Annotated in this window: 10 protein-coding genes and 1 pseudogene; 9 read left to right on the forward strand and 2 right to left on the reverse strand. The window is 75.6% G+C overall.

All coding sequences use genetic code 11. From position 1 onward, the window contains the following. The first annotated feature begins 285 nt into the window (after positions 1-285). From HOY81_RS01025 to HOY81_RS01045, 5 genes and pseudogenes are all read left to right on the forward strand, one after another. Positions 286-3,198, forward strand: coding sequence for a leucine--tRNA ligase (locus HOY81_RS01025; RefSeq protein WP_237316968.1), 2,913 nt, complete (start codon positions 286-288; stop codon positions 3,196-3,198). A 206-nt stretch (positions 3,199-3,404) separates the two neighbouring features. Then, positions 3,405-4,265 carry a hypothetical protein gene (locus tag HOY81_RS01030; protein ID WP_237316970.1) on the forward strand — a complete coding sequence of 287 codons (861 nt, stop codon included), beginning with the start codon at positions 3,405-3,407 and terminating at the stop codon, positions 4,263-4,265. 81 nt (positions 4,266-4,346) lie between these two features. Next, complete coding sequence (locus HOY81_RS01035; protein WP_237316973.1) at positions 4,347-5,192, forward strand: DegV family protein; 846 nt, start codon at positions 4,347-4,349, stop codon at positions 5,190-5,192. Between the two features lie 1,151 nt (positions 5,193-6,343). Then, a complete protein-coding gene (locus HOY81_RS27640; protein ID WP_237316975.1) occupies positions 6,344-7,195 on the forward strand; it encodes a ComEA family DNA-binding protein in 852 nt (283 codons plus the stop codon). 92 nt (positions 7,196-7,287) lie between these two features. Continuing rightward, positions 7,288-10,026 (forward strand): annotated as a pseudogene (locus HOY81_RS01045) (ComEC/Rec2 family competence protein); the annotation flags it as partial. A 214-nt stretch (positions 10,027-10,240) separates the two neighbouring features. Here the strand turns inward: HOY81_RS01045 and HOY81_RS01050 are convergent. Continuing rightward, on the reverse strand, positions 10,241-10,489 hold the full coding sequence (locus tag HOY81_RS01050) for a hypothetical protein (RefSeq protein ID WP_237317247.1): 249 nt from the start codon (positions 10,487-10,489) through the stop codon (positions 10,241-10,243). Between the two features lie 61 nt (positions 10,490-10,550). Between HOY81_RS01050 and holA the strand changes: the two genes are divergently transcribed. Beyond that, positions 10,551-11,543, forward strand: a complete 993-nt coding sequence (gene holA / locus HOY81_RS01055; RefSeq protein WP_237316977.1) for a DNA polymerase III subunit delta — start codon at positions 10,551-10,553, stop codon at positions 11,541-11,543. A 241-nt stretch (positions 11,544-11,784) separates the two neighbouring features. Here the strand turns inward: holA and rpsT are convergent, their stop codons facing one another. Further along, positions 11,785-12,051 carry a 30S ribosomal protein S20 gene (rpsT, locus tag HOY81_RS01060; RefSeq protein ID WP_237316979.1) on the reverse strand — a complete coding sequence of 89 codons (267 nt, stop codon included), beginning with the start codon at positions 12,049-12,051 and terminating at the stop codon, positions 11,785-11,787. 293 nt (positions 12,052-12,344) lie between these two features. On the opposite strand from rpsT, the gene lepA reads away from it, so the two are divergent. The 3 genes from lepA to hemW all read left to right on the forward strand — a co-directional run bounded on the left by lepA (position 12,345) and on the right by hemW (position 17,763). After that, on the forward strand, positions 12,345-14,219 hold the full coding sequence (gene lepA, locus HOY81_RS01065) for a translation elongation factor 4 (RefSeq protein ID WP_237316982.1): 1,875 nt from the start codon (positions 12,345-12,347) through the stop codon (positions 14,217-14,219). Between the two features lie 289 nt (positions 14,220-14,508). Then, a complete protein-coding gene (locus HOY81_RS01070; protein ID WP_237316984.1) occupies positions 14,509-16,401 on the forward strand; it encodes a long-chain fatty acid--CoA ligase in 1,893 nt (630 codons plus the stop codon). A 129-nt stretch (positions 16,402-16,530) separates the two neighbouring features. After that, a complete protein-coding gene (gene hemW / locus HOY81_RS01075) occupies positions 16,531-17,763 on the forward strand; it encodes a radical SAM family heme chaperone HemW (protein WP_237316986.1) in 1,233 nt (410 codons plus the stop codon). Positions 17,764-17,837: the final 74 nt, after the last annotated feature.

Here is a 17,837-nt window from a genome sequence, read left to right on the forward strand (position 1 = left end):
GCCTCGTGCGTGTGTCCTTCCGCAGGTCTCGGTGCGCCGTCCGGTGGCCGGCTCCGGCCTCCTGCTGCCCCTTCCGGCTCTTCCCGCCGTCTCCCGCTCCGCCGTCCCGGGCCGCGGGCCGCTTGCGGTACCCTGAGCGCATGCGTGCCGTACGCCTTCTGCTTAGCGGGCCGCGCTGATCAGTCCCGAGCCTGTGCGACAGGCCGGAATCGGCGCGGCGTCCCCTCCTGTGCGAGGGGTTTTTTCATGTGCTGTGCAGAGACGACCGATGGAGCTTTGAGGACGATGAGCGAGACGACCCCCGCAGCGGCTCAGACCGCGGCCCCCCATCGCTACACGGCGGCGCTGGCCGCCGACATCGAGGCGCGCTGGCAGGACTTCTGGGAGAAGAACGGCACCTACGAGGCTCCCAACCCGGGCGGCGGCGAGCTGGGCGGGGACGAGGGGACCGCCGCCCGGCCCAAGAAGTTCATCATGGACATGTTCCCCTATCCGTCCGGGTCCGGCCTGCACGTGGGGCACCCGCTGGGGTACATCGCCACCGATGTCTTCGCCCGCTTCCAGCGCATGACCGGGCACAACGTCCTGCACACCCTGGGCTTCGACGCCTTCGGCCTGCCCGCCGAGCAGTACGCGGTACAGACCGGCACGCACCCGCGGGAGTCCACCGAGGCGAACATCGTCACCATGAAGGCGCAGCTCCGCCGGCTGGGCCTGGGCCACGACCAGCGCCGGTCCTTCGCGACGATCGACCCGGACTACTACAAGTGGACCCAGTGGATCTTCCTGCAGATCTTCAACTCCTGGTACGACCCCGAGGCCCGGCGGGCCCGCCCGATCGACGAGCTGGTCGCGGAGTTCGAGAGCGGCCGCCGCGCCACCCCCGGCGCCTGGGGCCCCTGGGCGGAGCTGAACGCCGCCGAACGCGCCGACCTGCTGGGCGAGTACCGGCTGGCGTACGCCTCCGACGCGCCGGTGAACTGGTGCCCCGGCCTGGGCACCGTGCTGGCCAACGAGGAGGTCACCGCCGAGGGCCGCTCCGAGCGCGGCAACTACCCGGTCTTCAAGGCCAAGCTGCGGCAGTGGAACATGCGCATCACCGCCTACGCCGAGCGCCTGCTGGACGACCTGGAGGGCCTGGACTGGCCCGAGGCCATCAAGCTGCAGCAGCGGAACTGGATCGGCCGCAGCGAGGGCGCCCGGGTGGACTTCCCCGTGGCCACCGCGCACGGCGAGGAGCAGTCCGCGATCACGGTGTTCACGACCCGTCAGGACACCCTGTTCGGCGCCACCTACATGGTGCTGGCGCCCGAGCACGACCTGGTCTCCGGTGAGGGGCACGCGGCCTCCGTCGTCCCCGACGCCTGGCCCGAGGGCACCCGCGAGGCCTGGACCGGCGGGTACGCCACCCCGGCGGAGGCCGTCGCCGCCTACCGCGCCCAGGCCGCGGCCAAGTCCGACGTGGAGCGCCAGGCCGAGGCCAAGGACAAGACCGGCGTCTTCACCGGCGCCTACGCCACCAACCCGGTCAGCGGCGAGCGGGTGCCGGTGTTCATCGCCGACTACGTGCTGATGGGGTACGGCACCGGCGCCATCATGGCCGTCCCCGCCCACGACCACCGGGACTTCGCCTTCGCCCGCGCGTTCGAGCTGCCCATGCGGTGCGTCGTCCAGCCGACGGACGACCGCGGCACCGACCCCGCCGCCTGGGACGACGCCTTCGTCGCGTACGACGCGAAGCTGGTCAACTCGGCCGGGCAGCGGGTCACCCTGGACGGGCTGGACGTCACCGCCGCCAAGGAGCGGATCACCGCCTGGCTGGAGGAGCAGGGCATCGGCGAGGGCACCGTCAACTACCGGCTGCGCGACTGGCTCTTCAGCCGTCAGCGGTACTGGGGCGAGCCCTTCCCCATCGTCTACGACGAGGACGGCATCGCGCACGCCCTGCCCGAGTCGATGCTGCCGCTGGAACTGCCGGAGGTGGACGACTACGCGCCGCGCACCTTCGACGCGGACGCCGCCGACACCCAGCCCGAGACCCCGCTCTCCCGGAACGAGGGCTGGGTGAACGTCACCCTGGACCTGGGCGACGGCCGTGGCCCCCGGCCGTACCGCCGGGAGACCAACACCATGCCCAACTGGGCCGGCTCCTGCTGGTACGAGCTGCGCTACCTGGACCCGCACAACCCCGACCGGCCGGTCGACCCCGCCGTCGAGCGCTACTGGATGGGCCCCCGTGAGGGCATGCCCACCGGCGGCGTGGACCTGTACGTGGGCGGCGCCGAGCACGCCGTGCTGCACCTGCTGTACGCCCGCTTCTGGTCCAAGGTCCTCTTCGACCTGGGCCACATCTCCTCGGCCGAGCCCTTCCACAAGCTGTTCAACCAGGGCATGATCCAGGCGTACGTCTACCGCGACGCCCGTGGCATCGCCGTGCCGGCAGCCGAGGTCGAGGAGCGGGACGGCGCCTACTGGTACCGGGGCGAGAAGGTCACCCGGCTGCTGGGCAAGATGGGCAAGTCCCTGAAGAACGCGGTCACCCCCGACGAGATCTGCGCGGAGTACGGCGCCGACACCCTGCGCCTGTACGAGCTGGCCATGGGCCCGCTGGACGTCTCCCGGCCCTGGGACACCCGCGCGGTCGTCGGCCAGTACCGGCTGCTCCAGCGGCTGTGGCGGAACGTGGTGGACGAGACCACCGGCGAGGTCCGGGTCACCGGGGAGGAACCGGACGAGGAGACGCTGCGCGCCCTGCACAAGGCGATCGACGGCGTCCGCCAGGACCTGGCCGAGCTGCGCTTCAACACCGCCATCGCCAAGGTGACGGAGCTGAACAACCACGTCACCAAGCAGGGCCGGGTCTCCCGCTCCGTCGCCGAGCGCCTGGTGCTGCTCATCGCGCCGCTCGCCCCGCACGTCGCCGAGGAGCTGTGGCGGCGGCTGGGCCACGACACCTCCGTGGTGCACGCGGACTTCCCCGTCGCCGACCCGGCCTACGTGGTGGACGAGACGGTCACCTGCGTGGTCCAGGTCAAGGGCAAGGTCAAGGCCCGGCTGGAGGTCTCCCCGTCCGTCCCGGAGGCGGAGCTGGAACAGGCCGCGCTGGCCGAGCCGGCCGTGGTGAACGCCCTGGGCGGCGCGGACGTCCGCAAGGTGATCGTGCGCGCCCCCAAGCTGGTCAACATCGTCCCGGCGTGACGCGTGACGGCGTGACGGTGTGACCGTTCCCGGCGGCGCTCCCGGCCGGAGCGCCGCCGGCCCGGCTCCTCAGGGGGCGGATGCGGGGCCGCTCCGGGTCCGGCGGAACCCGGGGCCGCCGCCGTCCGTTTACGCTGGGAGGGTCGGCGGACCGGAAGACCGGTGGCACCGGCACGGCAGTCCGGAACCGGACGAGGGAGCTCGGGGTGGAATTCGTCATCGGTGTCGTGGCCCTGATCTTCGCGCTCTGCGTGGTGCTGGGCGTGATCGCCACCGTCCGCACGGTGCGCGCCGTCCGGCGCGGCGTGGAGCGGACGACCGCCCAAGTGCGGCGCACGGTGGAGGACACCTCGCTCAAGGCCAGGACGGCCCAGCCCGGCCCGGTGGGGGAGGTCGCCCGGGTGCGCCTGGAACTGCGCTCGTCGATCGACAGCACCCGCACCGCGCTGCAGGCCGCCGCCCCCGACGACCCGTCGCTGCGCGAGGCCCTGGGGCTGCTCGACCGGCTGCACGAGCACGCCCGGCAGCTCGACGGCGAGCTGCGGCTGCTGATGGAGCGGGAGCCGGACCGCGCCCGGGTCGCCGAGCGGCTGCCCGACGCGCGCGAGCGAGCCCGGGCCATCCGGGAGTCCGCCGACTCCCTGCGCTTCGCCGCCCAGGACCGGGCCCGGCAGTACGACGCCGACGGGCTCGCCTCCCTCCGGGACCAGATCGAGATCGAGTCCGGCGCGCTGCGCGGCTGGCAGGAGCCGCCGCTGCCCGGCGGCCGGGACCGCGTCGACGGGCTGCCGGACGGACGGCCGGGCGGGCGGACCGGGGACCCGGCGCACCGGGACGCCACGGCCCGGGAGGCGGCTTCCGGCTCCGGCGGGCAGGCGGCGGACCCGGGCGGCGAGCGCGCGCTCCCGGGCAGGGGGGCGGACCCGGGCCCGGGGCTGCCCGGCACCGGGCTGCCCGGCACGGCGGGGCGGGAGACCGCCGAACCGGTGCCGGAGGAGCCCGGCCGCGGGGAGCGGCCGCGGAACTTCCCCGACCTCGGCAAGGGCCGCCCACAGGGCGCCTCGTGATCTCGCACATCTGTGCAGGTCCCCGCACCGCCCGGCGGCCTGCGGTGCCCGGCACGGTCCTCGCGAGATAACCTCCAGCTCATGTCCCGCCATGTCGCGATCGTCACTGATTCCACGGCCTATCTGCCGCAGACGGCCCGGGAGGAGCACGGCATCCGCTGCGTTCCGCTGACCGTGGTGCTCGGTGACGCGGCGCTCGAGGAGGGGACCGAGATCTCCGCCCGCTCCCTGGCCGAGGCGCTGCGGAAGCGGCGGCCGGTCACCACCTCACGGCCCGGTCCGGAGATGTTCGCCGAGACCTACCGGGCGGCCGCCGAGGCGGGTGCGGAGGGTGTGGTGTCGCTTCACCTTTCCGCGGAGTTCTCCGGCACCCACGACGCCGCCCTGCTGGCCGCCCGCGACGCGCCGGTGCCCGTGCGGGTGGTGGACACCGGCATGGTCGCCATGGCCCTCGGCTTCTGCGCGCTGGCGGCCGCGGAGACGGCCGGCGCGGGCGGCACCCTGGACGAGGTCGTCGCGGCGGCCGAGAAGCGGGCGGAGGGCACCTCGGCCTACTTCTACGTCGACACCCTGGACTATCTGCGCCGGGGCGGCCGCATCGGCGCCGCACAGGCCCTGCTCGGCTCCGCGCTGGCGGTGAAGCCGCTGCTGGAGCTGACGGAGGGCCGGATCGGCATGCTCGAGAAGGTCCGCACGGCCTCCCGGGCCGTGGCCCGGCTGGAGGAGATCGCCGTGGAACGCGCCGGGGAGGCGCGGGTGGACATCGCGGTGCACCATCTGGCCGCCGCGGACCGCGCGGACCAGCTCGCCGAGCGGCTCCGCGAGCGGGTGCCGGGGCTGGCCGGGCTCCATGTGAGCGAGGTCGGCGCGGTGATCGGGGCGCACACCGGACCGGGGCTGCTCGGGGTCGTCGTCTCACCGCGCTGAACCACCCCGCCGGGGGACCGAGTTGTCCACAACCGGCGAGTTGTCCACCGAATCCGGTCATGATCACCGCGGCGCTCGCCGGGCGCCTACGGTCGTGCGCCATGACCAGTCGCTCACGCCACGACACCCGGGGCCCGGGCCGACGTGCTCTTCGCGGCCGCCACACCCCGGGCGCCCCGCCTCCGCCTCCGGGCCCCCGCACCCGCGCCGTCACGCTCCTTCCCCCGGCGACGGACCCGGCGACCGGGCGGCCCTCCCGCGCCCCGGGGCCGGACCCGGGGGAACCCGCCCCGGGCTTGTCCCCGGAGCCGTCCGCCCGTGGCGCTCTCCCACCGTCGGTGCGGGGGGCTGGCGCGGGGTTGTCGTCCCCGGGGCGGTTTTCGCCCGCTGCCGGGCCGGTGGCGGCGGGCACGACCCCCAGCGTGTCCCCGGAGTCGCCCGCCGGGAGCGCCGGGCCGCTGTCCGGGCAGGCCCCGGTCGGCCGGGCTCCTGGCGTGTCCCCGGAGGCGCGCCTCCGTGCCGCGGGGCCACCGCCGCCGGTGCGGGGTGCCGGCGGCGGCCCGTCGTCTCCCGGGCGGCTCTCCCGTGCCGCGGCGCCACCACCGCCCCGACGCCCGGGGGCGGCCCCGCCGGTGCGTCTCCCGGCTGCCGCCCCGCCGCCTGCGGGCGCCGCCGCCGGACCAGCGTCCCCGGTGCCTTCCCGGGACGCCGGGTGGGAGCCCTCGCCCACGGGGCGGGGCACCCGGCCGACGCCGGCCGGGACGCATGCCCGGACGGAGCCCGGTTCCGTCGCGGCCCCGGGCCGGGGCGCGGGCCCCCCGCGCCCGGGCGGTCCCGGACCACGCCCCACACCGGTGCCCGCCGGGCGGGGGTGCCGGGTGCTGCGGCGCAGCGACCTCCTCCGGGGGCCGCTGCCCCGGCCGGTGGCCGTGGCCGCCGCACGTCGCGCAGTGCGGGAGAGCCGCACGGCGGAGGGACGGTGGCCCCCCGCGGCCCGCGTGGTGCGGCCCGCCCGGCAGCGGACACCCGGGGACGGCGAGGGGGACGGTGTCCGGAAGGACGCCGCCCGGCGCCCCGGAGGCACGGGCGGCGCGCGCACCCGGCCCGCGACTCGCCACCGCCCTCGGCCCGGTGCACACCACGCGGCAGCGGTGGGTCGTCCCGACGAGCCGGGACGACCCACCGGACCCGCCGCCGTGGCCCCCGCGGCGCACCCGGCTCCGCCCGCCACGCCCCCGGCTCCGCCCGCTGGGGCCCCCGGCCCGGCGACCGCGCCCGCCCCGGAGCCCGGCGACGGCCCCGGGCGGCGTCCGTGGGCCCGGTTCCGCACGGTCGTCCGGGAGCGGCTCCCGCTGTGGTGGCGGCTGCGCTGCGGTGTCGAGCCCCGGACGGTCGCCGCGCTCGCCCTGGTGCTGCTGGCCGCGGTGGGCTTCGCGGTGCACCACTACGCGACGGGACGCCCGGACTCCGTGCCGGTGCCGGAGGCCGGCGCCCCCGCGACGGCGGAGGCGCTGCCCCACCCGGGCGTGCACCGTCCGGACGCCTCGCAGGGCGGGTCCGGGGCCCGGCTCCTGGTGGACATCGCCGGGGACGTCCGGGAGCCCGGCGTGCACCGGCTGCCCGCGGGGGCCCGGGTCGGGGATGCCCTGGAGGCGGCGGGCGGAGTGCGTCCCGGGACGGACCCGGAGGCGCTCGCCCGGCTCAACCGGGCCCGCCGGCTGGTGGACGGCGAACAGATCGTCGTCGGCGCGACCCCGCCGCCGGCTGCCGGCCCGGCAGGTGTTCCCTCCGCGGGCGCCGCGGAGCCCGGCGACCGGATCAGCCTCAGCTCCGCCACCGCCGCGGAGCTGGAGACGCTGCCCGGGGTGGGGCCCGTGCTGGCCCGCCACATCATCGACTACCGCACCGCACACGGCGGCTTCCGCTCGATCGGGGAGCTCCGCGACGTCCACGGGATCGGTGACGCCCGGTTCGCCGAGCTCCGGTCCCGGGTCGGACCATGACGCCGCCCCGGGCCGGGACTGCCGTGGCACGGCCGAGGGCCCTGCCCGCCGGGGAGCCGACCCCGCAAGGGGAGCGGCAGGGCCGCGCCGCGGTGCACGCGGCGGCCACACATCCGCTCGGTGCCGCGGCACCCCGCCGGGCGGGCCCCGCGGACCTGCGACTGCTGCCCCCGGCTCTCGGAGCCTGGGGCGGGGCCGCGCTGGCCCTGGGTGTCTCCGGCCGCACGGCGGCCACCGGGGTGGCGGTGGGCTGCGTACTGGCCGCGGTGCTGCTGCTCCGGGCCCGCCGTCCGGGTCCCGGGCGCACCCCCGGGCCGCGCGGTCCGGGGGCGTCGTCTGCTGCCCGGCCGGGAGGTGCGGATGCCGGCTCGTCCGGTCCGCGCCCGGCCGCGCGCGCCCCCGCACCGGCCGGCGACCAGCCCGCACGGAGCCTGCAGCCCGCCCGGAAACGGGAGCCCGCACCCAGTCCGGAGCCCGCACGGCCCCCGGCGCCGCGCCGGCCGCGGCCCCGACGCACGGCCGCCGTCACCGCCGCCTGCACGGTGCTGTGCGCGGCCGCGGCCGCCGCCTCCGCCGCCCTGCACGCGGCGGACCTGCACCGCGGCCCGGTCCCCGGGCTCGCCGCCGGCTACGGCGAAGCCACCGCCGAGGTCACGGTCACCGGAGACCCCCGCCGCACCGGGCCCGGCGTGCGCGGGTCCCGCCGCACCCCGGGACTGATCGTCGTCCCGGCTGAGGCGCGCCGGGTGACGGTGCCGGGCGCCGGCACGCGGTCCGTACGCACCCCGGTGCTGCTCCTGGTGCGCCTGCCGGAGACCGCCAGGGCGCCGGCAGGCGGGGGCTCCCCCGCAGCGCCCGCCGCCCGCGGCAGCCTGCCGGAGGACCCCGCCGCGGCATGGCTGCGGCTGCTGCCGTCCACCGGGCTCCGGGTCGAGGCGCGGTTCGCCCCGCCCGGCGAGGGCCGCCGCGGCGGCCGTCCCCCGGCCGCCCTGCTGCGGGTGCGGGAGGCCGCCCACCCGGTGGTCGTGCGGCCCCCGAGCACCGCCCAGCGGGTGGCCGGACGGCTCCGGGCCGGGCTGCGGCAGGCCACCGACGGGCTGCCGCCCGACGCCCGCGCGCTGCTCCCCGGGCTGGTGGTCGGTGACACCTCCCGCATCCCGGACCGGCTGCACGACGCCTTCCGCACCACGGACATGCTGCACTTGCTCGCGGTCAGCGGGGGCAATCTGACGGTGCTGCTGGTGCTGCTCATCGGCCCGCCCGGCACCGCCGCGCGGGCGGAGCGGCGCGGCCTGGCACCCCGGCTGGGCCTGTCCCTGCGGGTCACGGCCGTGCTGGCGGCGCTGCTGGTGCTCGGCTTCGTCCTGGTGTGCCGCCCCGAGCCCAGCGTCCTGCGCGCCGCCGCCTGCGGGCTGATCACCATCGCGGCGATCGGTACCGGCCGCCGGCGGGCGCTGCTTCCCGCCCTGGCCGCCGCCGTGCTGCTGCTGGTGCTGTACGACCCCTGGCTGGCCCGGGACGCGGGTTTCCTCCTCTCCGTGCTCGCCACCGGTTCCCTCCTCACCCTGGCCCCGCGCTGGAGCCGGGCGCTGCGCCGCCGCGGGGTGCCGGGGCGGCTCGCCGAGGCGCTGGCCGCCGCGGCCGCGGCCCAGGCCGCCTGCGCCCCGGTGGTCGCGCTGCTCGCGGGGCACGTCAGCCTCGTCGCGGTGCCGTGCAACCTGCTGGCCGAGTTCGCCGTGGCGCCCGCCACCGTACTGGGCTTCGCGGCGCTCGGCGCCGCGCCGCTCGCGCTCCCCGTGGCCGAGGCGCTGGCCGGCCTCGCGGCCTGGCCGGCAGGCACGATCGCGGTGATCGCGAGGACGGGCGCGGCGGTCCCGGGCGCCACCCTGGCCTGGCCGGACGGCTCCGGCGGCGCGCTGCTGCTGGCGGCGCTGCTCGCTGGGCTGATCGCGGCGCTGCCGCCGGCCGCCCGCCGGCTCCGCCCGCGCGCCCGGCTCTGGCTCAGCGCCGCGGCCGCCGCCCTGCTGCTGCTCGCCCTGGTCCGCCCGCCCCCGCTCACCCGGGTGCTCACCGGCTGGCCGCCCGCCGGCTGGCGGCTGGTCGCCTGCGACGTCGGCCAGGGAGACGCGCTGGTGCTGAACGCGGGCGACGGTTCGGCCGTGCTGGTGGACGCCGGCCCGGATCCGGAGGCCGTCGACCGGTGTCTGCGCACGCTGGGCGTCACCGCGCTGCCGCTGCTGGTCCTCACCCACTTCCACGCGGACCATGTCGCCGGGCTGCCGGGCGCCCTGCGCGGCCGGGCGGTCGGCGCCGTCCAGGTCACCGGGCTCGAGGAACCGCGCGAGCAGGCGGAGTTCGTGCGCCGGACGGCACGGGCGGCCGGTGTCCCGGTGGTGCGGTCCGTCCCCGGAGAACGGCGCCGCCTCGGGCCGCTCCGCTGGCGGGTGCTGTGGCCGCCGGGCCGATTCCCGGCAGGCGGAGCGGCCGCCGCGCCCGGCGGCGAGGACGAGGCGAACGACGCCAGCGTGACCCTGCTCGTGCATACCGGGCGGCTCACGGCGCTGCTCCCCGGCGACCTCGAACCCCCGGCCCAGCGGCGCCTGCTGACGGCCCATCCGGACCTGCCGCCGGTGGACGTGCTGAAGGTGGCGCACCACGGCTCCGCCTTCCAGGACCCGGCGCTGCTGGCCCGGCTGCGGCCCCGGATCGCCCTGATCAGTTGCGGAGAGGAGAACCCCTACGGACATCCCTCGCCCCGCACCCTGGCCACCCTGGGGGGCCGGGGCGCGACGGTGCTGCGTACCGACACCGACGGGGCGCTGGCCGTCACCGCCGGAGGCCGGGTGCGCACCTCCGCGGGCCGGGCCGGCAGGGCCGGGCGCCGCGCACGCCGGGCCCCCGGAGCCGGGCGCTCCGCGGCGCAGCGTGCGCGGTGGCGCCGACGGCGGCCCGGACCTGCCGAAAGCCGGACCGCTCGCAGCGCGGTCCCCGGGCGTCCGGGGGCCTCCTGGCGCACGCAGCCCTGTGACGCGGCGGTGCGCGGGATCAGTCCCGCTCCCGCCAGCCGTCGTGCACAGCGGTCAGCGCGTCCAGTTCCGCGGGGTCCAGGCCGTGTGCCGCCGGGCCCTCCAGGACGACGAGCCACTGCGCGTCCTCGGCGTCGTCCTCCCCGGCCAGCGCCTCCCGGACCACCGGCGGCTCCTCCGCCAGCCCGCAGCGGTCCCGCAGCTCCTCCGCGACCTCCTCGGCCGCGTCCCGCTCGGGCAGCACCAGAATGTGTCGTACGTCGGTCACCCGGGCATTGTCCCGGCTCCGGCGGGCGGGACTGTCGGCGGGGCGTGGGATGCTGTCCCCGATGGCTGGTACGCGCAGGAACACGACCCCGGACGACCCGCTGGCCCCCGTCACCCTGGCGGTGGGGCAGGAGGAACTGCTGCTCGACCGCGCCGTGCAGCAGGTGGTGGCCGCCGCGCGCGCGGCCGACCCGGACACCGACGTGCGGGAGCTCGCCTCCGCCGATCTCCAGCCGGGCACCCTTGCCGAGCTGACCAGCCCGTCGCTCTTCGCGGAGCGGAAGGTGGTCGTGGTGCGCACCGCCCACGAGCTCGCGGCGGACAGCGTGAAGGACGTGAAGGCGTATCTGGGGGCGCCGGCCGAGGAGATCACTTTGGTGCTGCTGCACGCCGGCGGTGCCCGGGGAAAGGGGCTGCTGGACGCCGCCCGGAAGGCCGGGGCCCGGGAGGTGGCGTGCGCGAAACTCACCCGGCCTGCCGACCGTCTCGCCTTCGTGCGCGGCGAGTTCCGCGCGGCGGGGCGTTCGGCGACACCCGAGGCGTGCCAGGCCCTGGTGGACGCCATAGGCAGCGATCTGCGGGAGCTGGCCTCGGCGTGCTCCCAGCTCACGGCCGACGTCGAGGGCACCATCGACGACGCGGTGGTCTCCCGGTACTACACCGGCCGGGCGGAGGCCTCCAGCTTCACGGTCGCGGACCGGGCGGTCGAGGGGCGGGCGGCGGAGGCCCTGGAGGCGCTGCGCTGGTCGCTGGCGACGGGCGTGGCCCCGGTGCTGGTCACCAGCGCTCTGGCGCAGGGCGTGCGGGCCATCGGCAAGCTCGCCTCGGCCCCGCGCGGCCTGCGGCCCGCGGACCTCGCCAGGGAGCTGGGCATGCCGCCCTGGAAGGTGGACCGGGTCCGCCAGCAGATGCGCGGCTGGTCCGCGGACGGGGTGGCCTCCGCGTTGCGCGCGGTGGCCGCGGCGGACGCGGGCGTCAAGGGCGGCGGGGACGACCCGGAGTACGCCCTGGAGCAGGCGGTGCTCGCCGTCGCCCGGGCGGCCCGCTCCCGCTGAGCGTTCCGGGGCGCGTCCCGGACGGACGGAACGCACCGGTGGCCCCGCCCGGCCTGGGGAAGGGCCGGAGGCGGGGCCACCGTGGAGAGCTGTGGTGCGCCGCACCCGCGTGGCGAACGCAGGCCGCGTGCGGCGCGGTGTCGTGCACGGATGCCGGGACGGAGGCGGAGTGAGAGGGCCCGCCGGGGCCGTTCCGGCTGCCGGGGCGCGCGGACGCGGAGCGTCCGCGGCCGCCCGGCGGTCAGCCCTTGAGGGAGGAGACCGTCTTGGCGAGCGCCGACTTCTTGTTGGCGGCGTTGTTCTTGTGCAGGACGCCCTTGCTGACGGCCTTGTCGAGCTTGCGCGCGGCCTCGCGGGCGGCGGTGTTCGCCTTCTCGGCGTCGCCGGCGGCCACGGCCTCACGGGTGCGACGGATCGCGGTCTTCAGCTCGGACTTGACCGCCTTGTTGCGCTGGCGCGCCTTCTCGTTGGTCTTGATCCGCTTGATCTGGGACTTGATGTTCGCCACGAATGAGCCTTTGCGGGTCAGTACTGTCTCGGTGATGTCCCGTGCCGGCGTCACGCGCGTCCGCCCGGGATGTCCTCCCGCGTGGAGCCCGCTGTGAAGTGCCTCACACGAAGCGCCCCGGAGCCCGTTCCACCGGGCACGAGGCACAGTGGACCAGGCTACCAGCCGGGCCCGCGACCCCCGAATCGGACCCGTGACCGGGTGCGTACGGGCGTCGCCGGGCGCTCATGGGACGATGGGGGAGACAACCGACGAGAGACTCACCCGCACTCACCACCCGACAGGACCTCTGCGTGCCCGCGACCCCATCGAACGTGCCGGAGCCGAGCCGTACCGACCCGGCGCAGATCCGTAACTTCTGCATCATCGCGCACATCGACCACGGCAAGTCGACGCTCGCCGACCGCATGCTCCAGATCACGGGCATCGTCGAGGAGCGCCAGATGCGTGCGCAGTACCTGGACCGCATGGACATCGAGCGCGAGCGCGGCATCACGATCAAGTCCCAGGCGGTGCGGATGCCCTGGGCGCCCTCGGACGGCGGGGGCGACGGCACCACGCACATCCTGAACATGATCGACACGCCGGGCCACGTCGACTTCACCTACGAGGTCTCCCGCTCGCTCGCGGCCTGCGAGGGCTGCATCCTGCTGGTCGACGCCGCCCAGGGCATCGAGGCGCAGACGCTCGCCAACCTCTATCTGGCGATGGAGCACGACCTCGTCATCATCCCGGTGCTCAACAAGATCGACCTGCCCGCCGCTCAGCCGGAGAAGTTCGCCGCCGAGCTCGCCCACCTCATCGGCTGTGAGCCGGAGGACGTGCACCGGGTCTCGGCGAAGACCGGCGAGGGTGTCGGGGAACTGCTGGACGAGGTCGTGCGGCAGGTGCCGGCGCCCGTCGGCGTGGCCGACTCGCCCGCCCGGGCCATGATCTTCGACTCCGTCTACGACGCCTACCGCGGGGTCGTCACCTATGTGAAGGTAGTCGACGGGCAGCTCAGCAGGCGCGAGCGCATCCGCATGATGTCGACCGACGCGACGCACGAGCTGCTGGAGATCGGCACCAACTCTCCCGAGATGACGCCCGCGGACGGTCTCGGCGTCGGGGAGGTCGGCTATCTGATCACGGGCGTGAAGGACGTGCGCCAGTCCAAGGTGGGCGACACCGTCACCCAGCAGAACAAGGGCGCCGCCGAGCCGCTCAGCGGCTACAAGGACCCCAAGCCCATGGTGTTCTCCGGGCTCTACCCGCTGGACGGCTCCGACTACCCGCTGCTGCGCGACGCCCTGGACAAGCTGCGGCTGAACGACGCCGCGCTGGTCTACGAGCCGGAGACCTCGGCCGCGCTGGGTTTCGGCTTCCGGGTCGGCTTCCTCGGGCTGCTGCATCTGGAGGTCATCCGGGAGCGGCTGGAGCGTGAGTTCGGCCTCGACCTGATCGCCACCGCGCCGAACGTCGTCTACCGCGTGGACATGGAGGACGGCACCCAGCACACCGTCACCAACCCCACCGAGTTCCCCACCGGGAAGATCGACAAGGTCCACGAGCCGATGGTGCGGGCCACCCTGCTGGCGCCCAGCGAGTTCGTCGGCGCGATCATGGAGCTGTGCCAGGCGCGCCGCGGCAACCTCCAGGGGATGGACTACCTCTCGGAGGACCGGGTGGAGCTGCGCTACACCCTGCCGCTGGCGGAGATCGTCTTCGACTTCTTCGACGCGCTGAAGTCCAAGACCCGGGGCTACGCCTCGCTCGACTACGAGCCCTCCGGCGAGCAGGCCTCCGACCTGGTGAAGGTCGACATCCTGCTGCAGGGGGACAAGGTGGACGCCTTCTCCGCGATCGTCCACAAGGACAAGGCGTACAGCTACGGCGTGCGGATGGCCGGCCGGCTGCGGGAGCTCATCCCGCGGCAGCAGTTCGAGGTGCCCATCCAGGCCGCCGTCGGCTCCCGGGTGATCGCCCGGGAGACGGTGCGCGCGATCCGCAAGGACGTGCTCGCCAAGTGCTACGGCGGTGACATCTCCCGGAAGCGGAAGCTGCTGGAGAAGCAGAAGGAGGGCAAGAAGCGCATGAAGGTGGTGGGCCGGGTGGAGGTCCCGCAGGAGGCCTTCATCGCCGCGCTCTCCTCCGACGGCGAGGGCGACGGCAAGACCGCCAAGAAGTGACGCGGCACGGGCGGGCGCCCGGCGCGTGCCCCCGGAGCGGGTGCGCTCGCCCGTCCGGGCGAATTGCGGGCGGCGGTCTCACGGCCGCCGCCCGCTCGTGTGAGCCCTGTGGCGATCCGGTGGCGACCGGCCGCAGGCCCCGGTGGCCTGGTCACGCTCGGGTATCGACCACCGGGCAGACCCCTTACGTACGCGGCCCGGGCGCTCTACTCTGAGCGCGGCTCCCTAGTTACTCGTCAGTCACAAGGAGCCTCCCACGCACGTACCAGACGCCGGCCCGGAGGATGTCGTGAGCGACACACAGTCCCTGATCGAAAACCGGCCGCCCTCCGTGGCGACGTTGTTCCTGGAGCGGGTGGCCGCCACCCCGGAGACGGAGGCCTACCGCTACCCGGTCCCGTCCGCCTCGGGGGAGGGCACGGACGAGTGGCGGTCCTACACCTGGGGGCAGGCGGCCGAGCGGGTCTTCGCCGTCGCGGCGGGGCTGATGGCCCTCGGAGTGCAGCCGGAGGAGCGGGTCGCCCTCGCCTCCGGCACCCGGGTCGACTGGATCCTCTGCGACTTCGGTGTGCTCTGCTCGGGTGCGGCGACCACCACGGTCTACCCGAGCACCAACGCCGAGGAGACGGCCTACATCCTGGCCGACTCCGAGAGCCGGGTGCTGATCGCCGAGGACGCCGCCCAGCTCGCCAAGGCGCGGGAGAAGCGGGCCGAGCTGCCCCGCCTCTCCCACGTGGTGGTGATCGAGGAGGCGGACGCTCTCGCCGAGCCCGGCGACCCCGAGGACTGGGTGCTCTCTCTCGCCGACCTCATCCGCCGCGGCAACGCCCACCTGGAGAAGCACCCGGACGCGGTCCGGGACGCGGTGGCCGCGCTCCGCTCGGACCAGTTGGCCACCCTGATCTACACCTCCGGCACCACCGGCCGCCCCAAGGGCGTGCGGCTTCCGCACGACTGCTGGGCGTACATGGCCAAGGCGATCGCCCAGACCGGCCTGGTCACCGGCGAGGACGTGCAGTACCTGTGGCTGCCGCTGGCGCACGTCTTCGGCAAGGTGCTGACCGCGGCACAGGTCGAGGTCGGCCATGTGACGGCCGTGGACGGCCGCGTGGACAAGATCATCGAGAATTTGCCCGTGGTCCGGCCGACCTACATGGCCGCCGTCCCGCGGATCTTCGAGAAGGTCTACAACGGCGTCGCCGCCAAGGCGAAGGCGGGTGGTGCGGCCAAGTACAAGATCTTCCAGTGGGCGGCCGGAGTCGCCCGCGAGTACGGCCGGGTCACCCAGGAGAACTTCCGCCGCACGGGTACCGCGAGCGCCCCGGCCGGGCTCAAGGCCCGGCACGCCATCGCCGACCGGCTCGTCTACGCCAAGCTGCGGGAGGCCTTCGGCGGCAACCTCCGGGCCTGCATCTCCGGCTCCGCGGCGCTGGCGCCGGACATCGGGTACTTCTTCTCCGGCGCCGGCATCCACATCCTGGAGGGCTACGGCCTCACCGAGTCCAGCGCCGCCAGCTTCGTCAACCCCGGCGAGGCGTACCGCACCGGCACCGTCGGCAAGCCGCTGCCCGGCACCGAGGTGCGCATCGCGGACGACGGCGAGATCCTGCTCCGCGGTCCGGGGATCATGGAGGGCTACCACGGGCTGCCGGAGAAGACCGCCGAGGTGCTGGAGGACGACGGCTGGTTCCACACCGGCGACATCGGCGAGCTCTCCGCGGACGGCTACCTGCGGATCACGGACCGCAAGAAGGACCTGATCAAGACCTCCGGCGGCAAGTACATCGCCCCCGCGGAGGTGGAGGGCCAGTTCAAGGCGATCTGCCCGTACGTCTCCAACATCCTGGTGCACGGCGCCGACCGGAACTACTGCACCGCCCTGATCGCCCTCGACGAGCCCACCCTCACCGAGTGGGCGAACGACCAGGAGAACCTGAAGGGCCTGCCGTACTCCGAGATCGTCGTCTCCGAGGAGGTCCGGAGGCTGATCGAGGGCTATGTCGAGGAGCTCAACGGCGGCCTGCAGCGCTGGCAGACGATCAAGAAGTTCCGGGTGCTGCCGCGGGACCTGGACGTCGAGCACGGCGAGCTGACTCCCAGCCTCAAGCTGAAGCGGCCGGTCGTGGAGCGCGAGTTCGGTCACCTGATCGAGGAGATGTACGACGGGGCCCGCGAGGCCTGAGCCGGGCGCCGTCCCCGCCGCCCCGGGCCGCCTCCGCCGGGCTCCCGGCGGCGGGGCGGCCGGGAGCCCGGCGCCGCGGTCGTCCCCGTGCCGGGCGCCGTCCGCCCCGCGTGAGGGACAATGGGGGCCATGCCCTCCGCACTCCCCGACGGCGACCCCGTGCCGCCGGACGGTTCCCTGCCCCCGTCCGCGACGGCCGGGTCGGCCGGCCGTCCGCTCGGCTTCTACCTGCACGTCCCGTACTGCACCACCCGCTGCGGCTACTGCGACTTCAACACCTACACCGCGGACGAACTGCGCGGTTCCGGCGGCGCGGCGAGCACCCGCGACGGCTACGCGGCCCTGGTGACCGAGGAGATCCGCCTCGCCCGCAAGGTGCTCGGCGACGACCCGCGTCCGGTGGAGACGGTCTTCGTCGGCGGCGGCACGCCCACCCTGCTGCCCCCCGCCGACCTGGGCCGGATGCTCGCGGCCGTGCGGGAGGAGTTCGGGCTGGCGGAGCACGCCGAGATCACCACCGAGGCCAATCCCGACTCGGTCGGCCCCCGCTCGCTCGCCGCGCTGCGCGAGGCGGGCTTCAACCGCATCTCGTTCGGCATGCAGAGCGCCCGCCCGCACGTGCTGGAGGTCCTGGAGCGCACCCACACGCCCGGCCGCCCCGAGGAGTGCGTGGCCGAGGCGCGCGCGGCGGGCTTCTCGCACGTCAACCTCGACCTGATCTACGGCACCCCCGGCGAGTCCGACCAGGACTGGCGGGACTCGCTGGCGGCCGCGATCGGGGCGGGGCCCGACCACGTCTCCGCGTACGCGCTGATCGTGGAGGAGGGCACCCGGCTGGCCCGCCGGATCCGCCGCGGCGAGGTGCCGCCGACGCAGGACGACGTCCAGGCGGACCGCTATCTGATCGCGGAGGAGATGCTCGCGGACGCCGGCTTCCGCTGGTACGAGGTCTCCAACTGGGCGCGCACCCCGGCCGGGCGCTGCCGGCACAACGAGCTGTACTGGACCGGCGCCGACTGGTGGGGCGCCGGGCCCGGCGCGCACAGCCACGTCGGCGGTGTGCGCTGGTGGAACGTCAAGCACCCCGGGGCGTACGCACAGGCGCTGACCGGGGGCCGCTCGCCCGGCGCGGGCCGGGAGCTGCTCGGGGAGGAGGACCGCCGGGTGGAGCGGATCCTGCTGGAGCTGCGGCTCTCCCGCGGCTGCCCGCTGTCGCTGCTGGCCCCCGACGGCGCCCGGGCCGCGGAGCGGGCCCTGGCCGAGGGGCTGCTGGACCCCGAGCCGTACGAGCGCGGCAGCGCCGTGCTCACGCTGCGCGGGCGGCTGCTGGCCGACGCGGTGGTCCGCGACCTGGTGGACTGAGCACGGCCCCGCCCACGCTGCCCCTCGCACGGCGCGGTGCAGGCCGCGCTGGGGCTCCGGCTCCGGGCGGCCCA

The organism is Streptomyces sp. JJ36 (assembly GCF_021696945.1).
Taxonomy (GTDB): Bacteria; Actinomycetota; Actinomycetes; order Streptomycetales; family Streptomycetaceae; genus Streptomyces.

Bases quoted from the DNA above. Each gene is read 5' to 3' on its own strand.
- HOY81_RS01025 (WP_237316968.1), top strand. From the start codon at position 286: ATGAGCGAGACGACCCCCGCAGCGGCTCAGACCGCGGCCCCCCATCGC.
- HOY81_RS01035 (WP_237316973.1), top strand. From the start codon at position 4,347: ATGTCCCGCCATGTCGCGATCGTCACTGATTCCACGGCCTATCTGCCG.
- holA (WP_237316977.1), top strand. From the start codon at position 10,551: ATGGCTGGTACGCGCAGGAACACGACCCCGGACGACCCGCTGGCCCCC.
- hemW (WP_237316986.1), top strand. From the start codon at position 16,531: ATGCCCTCCGCACTCCCCGACGGCGACCCCGTGCCGCCGGACGGTTCC.